This is a genomic window from Iodidimonas nitroreducens, from assembly GCA_000710935.1.
GTDB classification, from domain to species: Bacteria; Pseudomonadota; Alphaproteobacteria; order Sphingomonadales; family Rhodothalassiaceae; genus Iodidimonas; species Iodidimonas nitroreducens.
This window is the reverse complement of record BAYV01000010.1, coordinates 12,874-26,769: the sequence shown is the minus strand read 5'-3', so window position 1 is coordinate 26,769 and position 13,896 is coordinate 12,874. Positions and strand designations below refer to the sequence as shown.

General features: G+C 56.6%; 13 protein-coding genes. 7 read left to right on the top strand and 6 right to left on the bottom strand.

Annotated elements, in window-relative coordinates; genetic code table 11:
• Position 1: 1 nt before the first annotated feature.
• The gene (locus tag AQ1_RS04385) at positions 2–1,096 is read left to right on the top strand and encodes an XdhC family protein (RefSeq protein ID WP_081837088.1); all 1,095 of its coding nucleotides are present in this window, start codon (positions 2–4) and stop codon (positions 1,094–1,096) included.
• Positions 1,096–1,764: a nucleotidyltransferase family protein gene (locus AQ1_RS04380; protein WP_042084682.1), complete on the top strand. Its 669-nt coding sequence runs from the start codon at positions 1,096–1,098 to the stop codon at positions 1,762–1,764. The genes AQ1_RS04385 and AQ1_RS04380 overlap by 1 nt, the downstream gene beginning before the upstream one ends.
• On the opposite strand, the gene AQ1_RS04375 is transcribed toward AQ1_RS04380, so the two are convergent.
• The 3 genes from AQ1_RS04375 to AQ1_RS04365 form a co-directional block, all read right to left on the bottom strand.
• The gene (locus AQ1_RS04375; protein WP_042084680.1) at positions 1,706–2,836 is read right to left on the bottom strand and encodes a fatty acid desaturase family protein; all 1,131 of its coding nucleotides are present in this window, start codon (positions 2,834–2,836) and stop codon (positions 1,706–1,708) included. The genes AQ1_RS04380 and AQ1_RS04375 overlap by 59 nt on opposite strands.
• 129 nt (positions 2,837–2,965) lie before the next feature.
• Positions 2,966–3,991 carry a zinc-dependent alcohol dehydrogenase family protein gene (locus tag AQ1_RS04370; RefSeq protein ID WP_042084678.1) on the bottom strand — a complete coding sequence of 342 codons (1,026 nt, stop codon included), beginning with the start codon at positions 3,989–3,991 and terminating at the stop codon, positions 2,966–2,968.
• The gene (locus AQ1_RS04365; RefSeq protein WP_052370932.1) at positions 3,988–4,689 is read right to left on the bottom strand and encodes a RecX family transcriptional regulator; all 702 of its coding nucleotides are present in this window, start codon (positions 4,687–4,689) and stop codon (positions 3,988–3,990) included. Before AQ1_RS04365 ends, AQ1_RS04370 begins: the two co-directional genes overlap by 4 nt.
• Positions 4,690–4,759: 70 nt before the next feature.
• Here AQ1_RS04365 and AQ1_RS04360 point away from each other — a divergent pair, with 70 nt between their 5' ends.
• A complete protein-coding gene (locus AQ1_RS04360) occupies positions 4,760–5,689 on the top strand; it encodes a DMT family transporter (RefSeq protein ID WP_150006909.1) in 930 nt (309 codons plus the stop codon).
• Positions 5,690–5,701: 12 nt separating this feature from the next.
• Here the strand turns inward: AQ1_RS04360 and AQ1_RS04355 are convergent, their stop codons facing one another.
• On the bottom strand, positions 5,702–6,916 hold the full coding sequence (locus tag AQ1_RS04355; RefSeq protein WP_042084677.1) for an aminotransferase class V-fold PLP-dependent enzyme: 1,215 nt from the start codon (positions 6,914–6,916) through the stop codon (positions 5,702–5,704).
• 222 nt (positions 6,917–7,138) lie between these two features.
• Here AQ1_RS04355 and AQ1_RS04350 point away from each other — a divergent pair, with 222 nt between their 5' ends.
• The 4 genes from AQ1_RS04350 to spt all read left to right on the top strand — a co-directional run bounded on the left by AQ1_RS04350 (position 7,139) and on the right by spt (position 11,675).
• Positions 7,139–8,989 (top strand): AMP-binding protein, encoded by a 1,851-nt coding sequence (locus AQ1_RS04350; RefSeq protein WP_462687003.1) that lies wholly within the window; start codon positions 7,139–7,141, stop codon positions 8,987–8,989.
• Between the two features lie 13 nt (positions 8,990–9,002).
• On the top strand, positions 9,003–10,022 hold the full coding sequence (locus AQ1_RS04345; protein WP_052370930.1) for an NAD-dependent epimerase/dehydratase family protein: 1,020 nt from the start codon (positions 9,003–9,005) through the stop codon (positions 10,020–10,022).
• Positions 10,023–10,150: 128 nt separating this feature from the next.
• Positions 10,151–10,393, top strand: coding sequence for an acyl carrier protein (locus tag AQ1_RS04340; RefSeq protein ID WP_390624382.1), 243 nt, complete (start codon positions 10,151–10,153; stop codon positions 10,391–10,393).
• Between the two features lie 7 nt (positions 10,394–10,400).
• A complete protein-coding gene (gene spt / locus AQ1_RS04335; protein ID WP_313979617.1) occupies positions 10,401–11,675 on the top strand; it encodes a serine palmitoyltransferase in 1,275 nt (424 codons plus the stop codon).
• Here the strand turns inward: spt and AQ1_RS04330 are convergent.
• Together AQ1_RS04330 and AQ1_RS04325 are read right to left on the bottom strand one after the other, a co-directional pair.
• Positions 11,593–12,606: a hypothetical protein gene (locus tag AQ1_RS04330; RefSeq protein WP_052370928.1), complete on the bottom strand. Its 1,014-nt coding sequence runs from the start codon at positions 12,604–12,606 to the stop codon at positions 11,593–11,595. The two genes, spt and AQ1_RS04330, sit on opposite strands and share 83 nt — an antisense overlap.
• A gap of 15 nt (positions 12,607–12,621) precedes the next feature.
• A complete protein-coding gene (locus AQ1_RS04325; RefSeq protein ID WP_042084674.1) occupies positions 12,622–13,617 on the bottom strand; it encodes a diacylglycerol/lipid kinase family protein in 996 nt (331 codons plus the stop codon).
• Between the last annotated feature and the right edge of the window lie 279 nt (positions 13,618–13,896).

Genomic DNA, 13,896 nt, shown 5'->3' with positions numbered 1-13,896 from the left:
CATGAAAGCGCAGCATGATTTCGGGCCGGATCACGGTAGGGGGGCGGATGATCCGCTGGTTCATGGGGTGGCTTGGGCGGAACAGGACCATGGCGTGGCACTGGCGACGGTGATTTCCACATGGGGATCGGCCCCGCGCCCGGTGGGTAGCCAGCTTGTCATTCGCGATGACGAAGCGTTTGAAGGCTCGGTATCGGGGGGCTGTGTGGAAGGGGCGGTGATCCTTGATGCCCTTGATGTGATGAAAAGCGGCGTGCCGAAAATCGTTGAATTCGGGGTGGCCGATGCCACCGCTTTTGAAGTGGGGCTGGCCTGCGGCGGGCGGATCGCCATTTTTATCGAGCCTTTATCCCTGAAAAGCGATGGCTTCAAAGCGGCCAAGGCCCTGCTGGCGGCAAAAAAAGCCCGGCGCAGTCTTGTTCGGCTGATCGATCTCAGGCAGCAAAAATCATGGTTCTTTGATCCGGCAGATGGGCCGCCATCCGATCCTGATCCACTTTTATCCAGTGCAGCGCTGGTTCAGGCCCTGCAATCAGCCCGGTCGCAGCTGATCGAACAGGATGGTGAACGCCTGTTTTTCCAGATCGAGCAACCCGCCCTGCGGCTTTATCTGATTGGTGCCGTGCATATCGCCCAGGCTTTGGCCCCCATGGCAAAAGCTGTGGGCTATGATGTGACGGTGATCGATCCGCGCGGGGCCTTTGCCACCAGCGCCCGCTTTAGCGATGTGCGGCTTTTGGAAGCCTGGCCTGATGAGGCTTTGTTGGCCGAGCGCCCCGATGAACGATCCGCTGTGGTTACGCTGACCCACGATCCGAAACTGGACGATGCGGCGCTCAGGGTGGCGCTCGACTCAAAAGTCTTTTACATCGGTTCCCTAGGCAGCCGAAAGACCCATAAAGCACGATTGGAACGACTTTCTGCTGATTTTGGCAAGAATGACACACTTTTAAGAATATGCGGGCCCGTTGGCCTTGCAATCGGGGCGCGAACACCGGCGGAAATCGCCATTTCCATCATGGCTCAGATGACCCAATATCTGCGATCAGGCCCGGAGAACCCGATTCCTTTCGCGCCAAGGCCAAAAGACGCCTGATGGCCGATTATCCTCCAAACCTTTGGCCAATTCCTTGCGCCATTCTGGCGGCGGGCCTGTCCCGGCGCATGGGCGGGCCGAACAAGCTTTTAGCGGATTTGCACGGGCATCCGGTGCTGGCACATAGCGTTGCGGCTGCCCTTGAAGCCGATATTGGCCCGGTGTGGGTGATTGTGGGGCATGAAGCCGAAAGCGTGCGGGCAGCCCTTGCGGCCTATCCCGTGCAGATTGTGGATAATCCCGATCATGGGCAGGGGCTTTCCACCTCGATCCGTGCGGCCATGGCCCTTGTGCCAGCACATAGCCCCGGTTTGATGATCCATCTGGGGGATATGCCGCTTGTGCGGGCCGCCACCATCCGGGCGGTTTATAATGGATTTTGTAGGGCGAAGGCCGGGTTGCAGACTGCCGGGATCATCGCCGCAAGGCCGATGGCCGCCGGGGGCGCGGGCAATCCGGTGCTGTGCGGGGCGGCGATGTTTGATGATCTCCGCCGCCTTGAAGGGGACCATGGCGCGGGGGCGCTGCTTCGCTCCAAGCCCGATGCGCTATTGCAGGTGGCGGTGAATGATCCCGCCATTCATTGGGATGTGGATGATCCCGAAGCCCTCAGACGGGCGTGGATGACGATGGATCAGATGAAGAGAGAGAAGAAGGCCCCGGGCTGATGGGTGTGCGGCGGTTTTTTTTCGCCGCTTCGGCTTCGGCCCAGATTCGTTTCAGGGCATCGAACATGCTGTTGCGGCTGGCCTTCAGATAAAGCCGATTATCGGGCAATTCGGCCACCAGCTTGCGATGGGCCGCGCCCAGAGCATGATAGGGCAGAGATGGAAACAGATGATGGGTGGCATGATAGCGCAGCCCCACCGGCGCCCATAAAGGGGTCCATAAAGGATTGCCCGGCACATTCACGCTATCGAGAAATTCCTCGGCCGTGCTCATGGGCTGATCGCCGGGATTGCGATAGGCATGGGCACATAGGGTGCGCAGGGAATTGAACAAAAACACCAGAACCGTCACCACATACCAGATGGCAAGGGCGGCCAGCGGCAAAATCCCGTTGATAAACAGGATGGTAAAGCCGATGGCGGTGAGCATGGTGGCGGCTTCCTGCCAGGCCCAGCTTTTATCATCGCGCTTGGCAGGCGGCGGGCGTTCATAGCTCATATCAATGGTCAGCGATGAGGCGCGGGCCCAGAGCCAGCGCCGCAATGGTGGCAGCAGATAGCTGATCGGGGTGAGAATGAGAAAGCGCCCAACAAATAAAAGCGGCAAAAAGAACGACAGCAAAACATAGCCGATCAGCTTCAGCCCCGAGCCGGTGGCAAAGGGCACATATTCACCATCTTCATGGGTGCCGTAAATCTTGCGCAGATGATGATCGGTATGCACGCCGGAATAGGTATAGGCCGGCACCAGCATGGGAAAGCCGCACAGAATATTCCATGCCAGACGAAAGAATTTAAAGGTGCCGCGCTTTAAATGCGCCAGTTCATGAATGAAGATCACCGCCCGATAAAGGGCAAAGGTGGCGATGAAAATAGCAGCAAACTGCCCGGCGCTAAAGCTGGGGGCGATCACGGCATAGATGAAGGCTGCCCAGCCAAGCCCGGCGCTGAACAAAAAATCCACCCAGTAAATGAGGGGCTTTGGCCGCGCCAGACCCTTGACGATCTCGCGCGCTTCTTTCAGGGGAAAGTCCTGCTCCGGGGCTTTCAGTTCGGTATCCTGCCGTGCCATATCATTCTTCCAGATCCATCACCGCCCCGGCTTTATGGCCATCCCGGCGATATTGCAATCATTAAGGGCCCCTTGCGTCCTTTTCAAGGCCGTGGAGCAATCGGCGCGAAATGAACACAGAATGAGGGATCAATCGATGCTGATGGCGATTTTGCCAAAATGTTTGCGGCTGATCATATGCTGATAGCTTTGGGGCAATTCAGGATAGCTGAATGTGCGTTCATCCAGAACCGGCCTGATCTGATGATGGCTGAAAAAGCGGTTCATATTGATCTGCATATCGCGGCTGCCCACGCTGATGCCTTGGATATGCGCATGCTGCATGAATAAAAGGGGCAGGGTCAAATCGGTTTTGATCCCGCTCAAAACCCCGATCGAGGCGATGCGCCCGCCGATCCGAATGGATCGCAGGGCCTGTTCCAGCGTTCCGGCGCCGCCCACTTCGATCACATGATCAACGCCCCGGCCATCGGTCAGATCGCGGACGTTTTTGCTCCATTGCGGGTTGGTTTTGTAATTGATCGTTTCATCGGCCCCCAAAGCCCTGGCGCGCTCGAGCTTTTCATCGGATGATGAGGTGATAAGGGTGCGCAGGCCCATGGCATGGGCGATTTGCAGCGCAAAGATCGAAACTCCGCCGGTGCCTTCGATCAGCACGCATTCCCCCGGTTTTGCCGGGCAATCCTCGACCAGCGCCGCCCAGGCCGTGAGGGCCGCACAGGGCAGGGTGGCGGCTTCCAGATCGCTGAGATAATCAGGCGTTTTCACAAGGCCCAAAGCCGGAAACACCCGCCAATAAGATGCAAGGCCGGGGGTTTCCCCTGCCCCTAAAGCATGGCTCAGGCGCTCCCGATCAGGCGGACCGGCCTGCCAGCCCTGATGAAAAACGCCGCTCACCCGATCTCCCACTTTCAGATCGCGCACATTTTCCCCCACCGCCTCGACCACGCCCGCCCCATCGGACAAGGGGGTGAGGGGCAAAGGCTGTTTGCCGCCATACATGCCATGCACGATCAGCGTATCGCGAAAATTCAGGCTGAGCGCGGTCATGCGCACCCGCACCTCATCAGGGCCGGGATCGATGGGGTGGCAGGGCTTTTGCGCCAGATGATCAAGGCCAAGACCGCCATCAAGCTGCCATTGGGTTTGGGTCATTCTAAATCCTCATGAAAAGATGGTTCACCCAATAAACGCGATCGGGCCGTTTCCTGATCGGGGCTATCGATGATTTTCTGCGCCAGATCAAAAGAGAACCCGGCCCGGGCAAAAGAGGCAACTTCCCTGTTTCGGCGGTTTAGCATCGCTTTCCTGTCCTCTGGCTCTCTATCAGGCTTTTCTTTGTCTGATCGCCTCCAGGGGCCAAGGCGTTTTTTGCGGGCATGGGTGAGGGCGGCCTCGGCATCGGGATGCAGATCATCATCTGTGTCTCCCATCAAGAAGGAACCCGCCGCATCGGCTTCCTCTATTGCCTGTTCGATCAGATCATCAGGGATGAAGCGGGATTTGAGCCATTGGCGAATGGCGCGGGAAGATTTCCCCTGCCGCCGCAAACCATTCACCCGGGCGCGGGCATAGGCTTCATCATCGATCAATTCAAGGCGAATGCATTTTTCCACCAGATCATCGATCCACCCCGCTTGTTCTGCGCTCAAGGGGGCAAAATCATCATTGCGGCGTCTGATCTTGCCTTCCAGCACCCGCTTCAAATTGCCGCTGGAACTGGCAAAGCGTTCCAGATAATGATAGGCCGCCTTTTCCAGCCTTTCCGCCGTCATTGGCTTTAAGGGGCGCTGGGGCTTTAAGGGGCGCTGGGCGCGGGGATCGGTTCGGCCTGAGGCGGGCCGCATGGTCATTCGCTGTTTCATGGCCCCAGCATGGCGCATAAATTGGCCTTAAGACAAGATCAGCAAGAAATGGATTATCGTGAAACCGATCAATGCCCCAAAACCGGCTGATTTTATGGGGCTTGCGCTCCTTGCACTGTCTTGGGGGTCGTCTTTCTTTTTTGTGGAATTTGCCCTGATCAGCTTTGGCCCGCTGGCCATTGCCGCCAGCCGCATCAGCATTGCCGCACTCGTTCTTTTCCTGATCGCCCGCATAAAGGGCCATCGCCTGCCGGATAATCGCAAGGATTGGGGCCTGCTGATTTTGGCAGGCGCTGTGGGCACCAGCATCCCGTTCAGCCTGATTGCCTGGGGGCAAACCCATATCAACAGCTCGGATGCCGCTATTTTGATGGCCTTTTCGCCCCTTTCCACCCTGTTTTTTGCGCATTTCATGACACGGGATGAAAAAATCACCGGCGGTAAGATTTTCGGTCTTTTGCTGGGTTTTATCGGGGTGATCATTCTGGTTGGGGGCAGTGAGGCCCTTGATCTAGATGGCGGGCTTTGGCCTGTTCTGGGGCGGATCGCAGTGCTGACAGCCGCCCTTGGCTATGGCTTTTCCAGCCTGCTTTTGCGCAAGGCCAGCCGGATGTCGAGCTTTTCCAGCGCAGCCGGGGTGATGATCGTGAGCGCCGTGATGATCATCCCCTTTGCCCTTGTTTTCGATAATCCCTTGCAGCTATCGCATGTTGATATCCGCAGTCTTTTGGCAGTGATCTGGCTGGGGCTGATGCCTTCGGCGCTGGCGGTTCTGGTGCTGGTGATTTTGCTGGGGCGGATCGGGGCCACCTTTGTGGCGCTCAATAATTATCTGGTGCCGGTGGTGGGCAGCCTGCTCGGTGTGTTCATTTTGGGGGAAGATTTCGGCCTGCTGCGGGGCTTTGGCCTTTTGCTCATCCTGTCGGGTATTTTGCTCACCCAATATGTGCAGCGCCGCCAATTACGCCGCCTGCGCAAAAGTTTATAAGCGGGGCCGGCATTATAAAGCGGCTAAAGCCTTGCACAAAAGGCCGATATCTTCATCATGATTGATATAATGGGGCGATAGGCGCAGGGCGCTTTCAATCCCCCGGGCCTCCAGATCAAGGCGCGTGTGCATTACCGATGCCACCTGCACGGCGATATTGCGCTGCTCAAGGGCCTCTTTGATCTCTTGAGGCGACAACCGATCATGCTGGCAGGTGATGATCGCTGAATGTTGGCGGCCCGGATCAGTCAGGCGAATGCCAGGCAGGTCGTGCAGCTTTTTCCGCAGCTTGCGGGCCAACATCTGGCTGCGATCCGATGCCGCTTCCACGCCAATGTTCAGCAAATAGCGAACCGCCTCAGCCAAGCCAAGCTGGGCTGCCACATTGCGCTCCCATGCTTCCATAACCTGTGCATCGGTGCGAAGCTGATAGCTGTGGGCGGAAACCCAAAGAGCTGCCTGATTGGTCAGCATCACCGGTTCGAGCCGGGATTGCAGGCTTTTGCGGATATATAAAAATCCGCATCCCCGCGGGCCGCGCAAAAATTTGCGGCCGGTGGCGGTGAGCATATCGCAGCCGATGGCCTCTACATCGATGGGCAATTGCCCCACCGATTGGCAGGCATCGAGCAAAAAGGGGATCTGTTGGCGGCGGGCCAACCGGCCCACTTCATGAACCGGATTGATCTGCCCCGAGGATGAGGGAACATGGCTGATAGCGATCACTTTCACGCGATCATCAAGGGCCGCTTCCATCGCTGCCAAATCCAGATCGCCCGACTCATCGGGGCCGATCACGATGATCTCGATCCCCGATTTTCGCTGCCGATCAAGCAGGCTGACGAAATTCGAGCAATATTCGTTGAAGGCGGTGACGACCTTATCGCCGGGCCCGAGTTTCAGGCTGTAAAAAGCCCGCCCCCAGGCATCGGTGGCGCTGGGCAGGAAGGCGATCTCGGATGGCTGGGCATGGATCAGTTGGGCAATCAGGCTATAGCTTTCGGCCAGTGCGGCGCTTTTGCGTTCCTGTGCCACATAGCCGCCAAGCCTTGATTCCAATTCCAGATGATCGACCATGCATTGCACCACCGGGCGCGGCATCAGCGATGATCCCGCATGATCGAAATGCAGCCGGTTTTCCAAGCCCACAATATCGGCGTAGATCCTGTCCAGATCCAGATTATTGGATGGGTCGTTGTTCCGTTGGTCATTCGGTGGATTGGTCATGCTTTGGTCATATTTCCCATTTAAGCGGCCTCATCAATAAGATGTAGGCAGACAAAAAGCTTGCGGATCATCTGCACTCTCTTGTATTTGACCATGAGAGTGATTGGAAGCCAAGCTTGCTATCGGGCAGGATCGGTTTGCTTTCTTTCAGATTTTTTACAGATGTATCGATCCGGCCTTTCTATCCTTATCATGATCCAAATCTGAGGCTTTTCATTGAATTTGACGGCTTTAAAAGAAACCCATGGCGCGACAGAGGCATTGCCAACCCCGACGCAGGATGATCTTCCGCGTCGTTTTGGTGATTTTCCGACCCTGATCGATGCTTTGGAATATGCTGCCTTGGGCGCGCGCGGGGTGAATTTTTATTCGGCACGCGGGGACCTTCTGGTCTCGGCGCGCTATGCGGATTTGCGAGTGCGGGCGGAAAAAATTGGCCGCAAGCTGATCGCGATGGGATTTGCGCCGGGTGACCGGGTGGCTTTGATCGCCGTTACCCATGTTGATTTCGTTGCCTTTTTTCTCGGCTGCCAATATGCCACAGTGCTGCCGGTGCCCTTGCCTTTGCCTACGTCTTTTGGCGGCCGGGATGGCTATATCAGCCAATTGCATACCCAAATGGAAAGCTGCCGGGCCAGCGCCATCATCGGCCCTGATGCCATGGATGATTTCGGCAAAGCGGCTTCTGCCGGATTGGGCCTTAAATTCTGTGGCTCTTATGAAGATTTCGATGCTTTGCCGGTTGATCTGGATGGGCCTTTTGCCGATAGCGATGGCCAGCCGATCCGGCCCATGGCGGGTAGCCTTGCCTATTTGCAATATTCTTCCGGCTCCACGCGTTTTCCCCATGGTATTGCCATCACCCATAAGGCCCTGATGGCCAATTGTGCGGGCCAGGGCCGGGATGGTGTGCAGCTTATCGATGATGATCGCTGCATTTCGTGGCTGCCTTTTTACCATGATATGGGCCTTGTGGGCACCTTGCTCACGCCGATTGCCAATCAGGTTTCGGTTGATTTTCTGGCCACTGAAGATTTTGCCAGACGGCCGATGCAATGGCTTGGCCTGATGTCGCGCAATCGCGGCACCATCACCTATAGCCCCAGCTTTGGCTATGATATCTGCGCCCGGCGGGTGGGCAATGATCAGCTGAAGGAACTCGATCTCTCGGCCTGGCGGGTGGCGGGGATCGGGGGCGATATGATCCGCCCTGAAGTGATCCGCCGCTTTGCCGATATCTATGGTCCGGCGGGATTCAAGCCCACTACCTTCGTGCCCAGCTATGGCCTTGCGGAATGCACCCTTGCGGTGAGCTTCGCGCCAATCGGCCGGGGGATGGAGGTGGATCTGGTCGATGAGCGGGTGTTGTCGGGCGAATATGACGGCAGCATCAGGGTTGCCCGGCATTTTGAGGCCACATCCGAGGCCCTGCGGGGGGCTGCGGGGGCGGCGCTCAAACATCATGAATCCCAAGGCACCCGCTATCGCGAGATCGTTAATTGCGGCATTCCTTTGCCGGAATATGACATTGAAATCCGCGATGAGGATGGCGCCGTTTTGAATGAACGCGAAATTGGCCGTATCTATGTGCGCGGCGCCAGTGTGATGACCGAATATTTTGGCGATCCCGATACCACGGCGGCGGTTTTATCGGAAAGTGGCTGGCTCGATACCGGCGATATGGGCTATATGGGCGAAGGCGCGCTTTATGTGATTGGTCGCGCCAAGGATATGATCATCATCAATGGTCGCAATCATTGGCCGCAGGATATCGAATGGGCGGTGGAGCAATTGGCCGGGGTACGTAGTGGCGATGTGGCCGCTTTGTCTTTACCCGGCCCCGATCATCTGGAAATCGCCACCGTTCTGGTCCAATGCCGCTTGCGCGAAAGCCATGAACGTCAGGCTTTTGTCGAACAGATCAAAAAGCAGATTCTTAGCGTTACGGGCGTGCAGTGCCGGATCGAACTGGTGCAGCCGCGTTCCTTGCCGCGCACCTCATCGGGCAAACTGAGCCGGTCGAAAGCACGGCAGCAGTTTCTGGCTGGCAGCCTTATTGCCCTTGCATACTGATCCCGGGGGTTCGGTGTCTTCCGTCTCCCCCACAGGTCCGCATCCGAAAAGGGTTGCGGTCACGGGTGGAACCGGGTTTTTAGGCCGCCATCTGATTGCCGCCTTGGTTGATGCCGGTTTTGATGTTCGTGCTTTGGCGCGGTCTGCGCCTCCTCCCGGGCAGGCAATGTCGGCTCATGTGCGCTGGATCACCGGCTCATTGGAGCAGTCCGCAGCCCTTGAAGCTTTGGTGGATGGGTCCGATCTGGTGCTGCATCTGGCAGGGCTGGTGAAGGCGCGGCGGGCATCGGATTTCATGGTCACCAATCGCGATGGAACAGCAAGACTTTTGGCGGCGATTGTCAAAAAAGCACCGCAGGCGCGGATCATTCATGTGTCAAGCTTGGCGGCTCGGCATCCGCATCTTTCCCCCTATGCTGCCAGCAAACAGGCCGCAGAGCAGCTTTTGCTGGAAGGCCCGGCAACAGCATTGCGGCGATTAATCCTGCGCCCGCCGGGCATTTACGGGCCGGGGGATGTGGAGATTTTGAAGCTCATCCGCACAGCCAGAGGCGGCTTTTTGCCCGCACCGATTGCAGTTGATCATCGGGTTTCCCTGATTTATGCCCCTGATCTTGCCGCATTTCTATGCGCCCTTGCCAAACAGGTAAGCGGCGAAAGCGCTAATCTGGGCGATGCCGCGTTCTGGTCGGGCAGCATATGGGAGATCGATGATCAAGCCTGCGGGGCTGATGGGCGGGGCGGCTATGATTATCGGGATCTGGCGGCTATTTTGTCAGCGCTTTTGCGGCGGCGGGTGCGGGCAGTGCCGGTGCCAAAGGGGCTTTTGTCGCTGATCGGCGGTGCTGGGGACGCTTTTTCAAAGCTGAGCGGTCAGCCGCTGATCATCAGCCGTGGCAAGATGCGCGAATTGGCCCATGGGGATTGGGTGGCGCGGCCCTTGCCACCGGCTTTGGCCGATCTTATGCCGCGCCCGCGCGATTTTAAGGCCGGGCTGGCTGAGACCCTGGCTTGGCTGAAGCGGGGCGATTAGCCCTGTTTTTTTCAGCTTAGGGCCTTTATATGGCATGAAGGGCAGTGGCTGGCTTTGCCAAAGGGCATTTTGGCGCGGCTGATATTTTGATATTTGATGAGGACCATGCAGCGATGAGCAATAAAGATTTGACCAACAAAGACATCTATGAGCGTATTTGCAAGATCGTTGCCCCTTTCAATCAGAAAGATGTGTCGCTTTTCCCGGCCACAAGCTTTGCCAATGATCTTGATTTCGATTCACTGACGGTGATGGATCTGGTTGCGGCCATCGAGGATGAGTTTGATATTGTTTTGCCCTTGAATATGTTGCCCGATCTGGAAACCATTCAGCAATTGAGCGATGCTGTCGAAAAGATCATCAAAAGGTAATCATCTCATGGATTTGCTCGATAAATTTGATCCCCTTATCGCCGAGCGCGCCCGGATGGGCGATAGCCAGCCCGATCCCTTGAATATCGTGATGGATGAGATGCTTTCGGCCACCGAAGCGATGATCGGCGGTCGCAAGATCATTTTGGCCGGCACCAATAATTATATGGGCATGACCTTTGATCCCGATGCCATCGAAGCCGCGAAGGATGCCTTGGATGCCTTTGGTACCGGCACCACCGGCAGCCGTATTCTGAATGGCACCTATCAGGGCCATAAAGCGCTGGAACAGGCGCTGATGGATTTTTACGGCATGGATCATGCCATGGTCTTTACCACCGGCTATCAGGCCAATCTGGGGATGATCTCCACCTTGGCCGGGCGGGGCGATTATGTGATCATCGATGCCGATAGCCATGCCTCGATCTATGATGCCTGCGCCATGGGCAATGCGGATGTGCTGCGTTTCCGCCATAATAGTGTCGAGGATTTGGAAAAGCGCCTGAAAAGGCTGCCAGCCGAGAGCGCCAAGCTCGTAGTGCTGGAAGGCATTTATTCGATGCTGGGGGATCGCGCGCCATTGCGTGAATTGATCGCGGTGGCCAAGGCGGCCGGCGCGCAGGTTCTGGTGGATGAAGCGCATTCCATGGGTTTTTGCGGCGAAACCGGGCGCGGTGTGGCGCAGGAATTGGGGGTTGAGGATCAGGTCGATTTCATCGTCGGCACCTTTTCCAAAAGTGTTGGCACTGTGGGGGGTTTTTGCCTTTCAAACCACCCGAAATTCGAGGTGCTGCGCTTTGCCTGCCGCCCTTATATGTTCACCGCATCGCTTCCGCCATCGGTGGTGGCGTCGGCGATCAGTTCCATTCGCTCGTTAAAAAATGCGCATAACAAGCGGGCGCATCTGTGGGGCAATGTGGAACGCCTGCATGGCGGGCTGAAAAAGCTGGGCTTTAATTTGGGTACCGAAAGCGTTGAAAGCCCGATTGTTGCGGTGTGTCTGGAAACGCAGGATCAGCTTTTTGGCATGTGCCGGGCTTTGCTGCTGGAAGGGGTTTATGTGAATGTTGCCCGCCCACCCGCAACGCCTACGGGGCTTTATCTTTTGCGGTGCAGCTTAGGTGCCGGGCATAGCGCTGATCAGGTGGATCGCATTCTGGAGGCCTTCAAGGCGGCGGCACACACCCTTCAATTGCCGCTCAACGAAAAGCTCCGCGCCGCTTCAGCTTCAGAAAATGCAAAAGCCCCGCAAGCACGGGATGCCGCCGTTGCCACGGGCTGACGACCAGCTTCACGCCTGAATGGCGCTCGATCTTCCAGGCCAGATAATCGATGCCGCCATCAAAGGTGGCGCTGGCCTTGATCAGGCGCAGGAAAGTAATGATCTTGCCAGCCATCCGCCGCTGCGCCCAGGCGCGCCGGGCCCGGCCCCGGGCGGACTCTGAAAATTTTTGGGCCATGATGGGCTTGCCGTTTTCATCGCGGCCATAAGCGATGCCCAAACCATCAAGCGCCGGTGCAAAAAAGCGCTGATAGCGCGTGGCATCCAGTGCATAAAGCTCTGCGCCCTTGCCGGGCGGTTCGGATCGCAATTCGGCGCCATATGTATGGGAAAAAGCTTTGGGCCAAATCCGATCCGGCCCATCCCCATGGCTGCACAGGGGCAGGGTGGCCCCCAATGTGGTGCGAATGGCCTGCGCCACCGCTTTGGTCATATCGGGCAGCACCCGATCATCGCGGGGGATGAGCAGCGCCAAAGGCTGGGCAAAGCGCGCCCATAAAGAAACGGTGCGGCATTCGGGGCGGACCAGTTGATGGAGATGATCGCGGCTGATGATATTGTATTTGCTGCGGATGATCTGGCCATCATATTGGCATTCATCATAAAAAACATTGGGGGGCAGCCATTGATTGGCTGCGGCCAGCCAGCGTTTATCATAAGCTGAGGGATAATCGCTGACGATCACATAAAAATCGAGGATTTTGTCGGTTAAAAGCCCGGTGCGCAGACATGATCCATAAAATAAAACACCCAAAACGCAGGATCGTTCAGCATCCGCCCCCTGAAGCCGGGCTGCAGCATGGCGGGCGGCGGCCAACACCGCTTCGGGCTGCGGGCGGCATAATTCGGCGGCAATCAGGCTTTCCAGCCGCTGATCGGCATTGGAACCCGCCGATGGATGGGGGTTGGTCCTTGTCAGTGATGTGTTCATGGCCGGTTTATGGCCCTAGAGGCGTAAAAAATTCAATGATTTTTCGCAATCAAGGTGGATCGGTTTGCCCGGGGTGGGGGTATAGATTTCCCCATCCAGGGTCACCGGATCATCCCCATCGATCAGCATATGATCGGTGCGCGCGGTATAAACCCCGGCTACTTTTCCCTGATGAAAACGGCGGGTCAGAAGGGCCAGCAAGGCTTGGCGCATCACTTTGGGCCGGGAATCGATGATTGCGGTTTTCAATCCCCCATTGCCGTCTCGGCCAAAGGGACGCAAACCCAGCATCAGCCGGGAGAGGGTGGTGACGAGGATGAGATAAAATTCGCCATCATAACGCTGTTCATCACCCATAGTGATCGTGGTTTGGCCCGAGCGCAAGGGCGACGCCTCATTGCTGAAAGCGGCCTTTAAAATCAGCCGAATAATTGCCAGAGCATGGCCAAAGCGGGTGGGAACTTTGCTTTGATGGATATGGGTGCGGCTCCATAAAATACCTTTGATCACCGCAGCACCGCCAAAAAACATCCCATAGCGAGGGGGCTTTCCATCCGCCAGATCAAGGGCGATCAGATTTCGTTCAACCAGATGTTTTTTTAATTTGCCTCGGCGCACGGTTTTGATCACGCGCTTGAGCACGCTGGCCGGGCTGCCTTTGCATTTCAGATCATCGGCAATGAGATTGGTTTTGCCGCCGGGCAGAATGGCGATGGGGGGAATGATGGTGAAGGGCCGATCATTGATGATATGGGTGAGCGTTGCCTGAATGGTGCCATCGCCGCCATTGATGATGAGCAGGGCAACACCGGCATCGGCCATTAATTGCAGGCCTTCGGGCAGGGCGTTGATATCGTCGAATTCATAATGAAACAGATGCGGGCTTTTACCGATCACTGTCCGCACGCGGTCAAGCTGCTCGCGATTGGTGCTGCTTACACAATTGGAGATGATACCGATCAGGGCCTGCGAGGGCCGGTGGCTTGTTGCTGAAAAAGATTGTTGCCGCATTTGTGGTCTGTCGCTTCCTCGGTCGATAAGGGTTTATCAGAAAAATCAAAAGTGATCTGAACCAATATGCGCATTAAGCAGGTGACTGCAAATGCAACAGGGTTGAGGCATAGGGATCGCTTTGCTTTTAAACCTCTGCTATAGCCTTTGAAGGGCTTTGATCCGGCGGCAAAAGAGAAAGAGCCTTTCGCGCCTTGCTCGGGTGTTCATGATAGGATCTTCGTGTCATAAATATGTTGAACTGCTGTTTGCTCATAATTAAAGCCCTTTTACCAGCCT

Coding starts and splice junctions, on each gene's coding strand:
- AQ1_RS04385 (WP_081837088.1), top strand. CDS start 2: ATGAAAGCGCAGCATGATTTCGGGCCGGATCACGGTAGGGGGGCGGAT.
- AQ1_RS04380 (WP_042084682.1), top strand. CDS start 1,096: ATGGCCGATTATCCTCCAAACCTTTGGCCAATTCCTTGCGCCATTCTG.
- AQ1_RS04375 (WP_042084680.1), bottom strand. CDS start 2,836: ATGGCACGGCAGGATACCGAACTGAAAGCCCCGGAGCAGGACTTTCCC.
- AQ1_RS04370 (WP_042084678.1), bottom strand. CDS start 3,991: ATGACCCAAACCCAATGGCAGCTTGATGGCGGTCTTGGCCTTGATCAT.
- AQ1_RS04365 (WP_052370932.1), bottom strand. CDS start 4,689: ATGACCATGCGGCCCGCCTCAGGCCGAACCGATCCCCGCGCCCAGCGC.
- AQ1_RS04355 (WP_042084677.1), bottom strand. CDS start 6,916: ATGACCAATCCACCGAATGACCAACGGAACAACGACCCATCCAATAAT.
- spt (WP_313979617.1), top strand. CDS start 10,401: ATGGATTTGCTCGATAAATTTGATCCCCTTATCGCCGAGCGCGCCCGG.
- AQ1_RS04330 (WP_052370928.1), bottom strand. CDS start 12,606: ATGAACACATCACTGACAAGGACCAACCCCCATCCATCGGCGGGTTCC.
- AQ1_RS04325 (WP_042084674.1), bottom strand. CDS start 13,617: ATGCGGCAACAATCTTTTTCAGCAACAAGCCACCGGCCCTCGCAGGCC.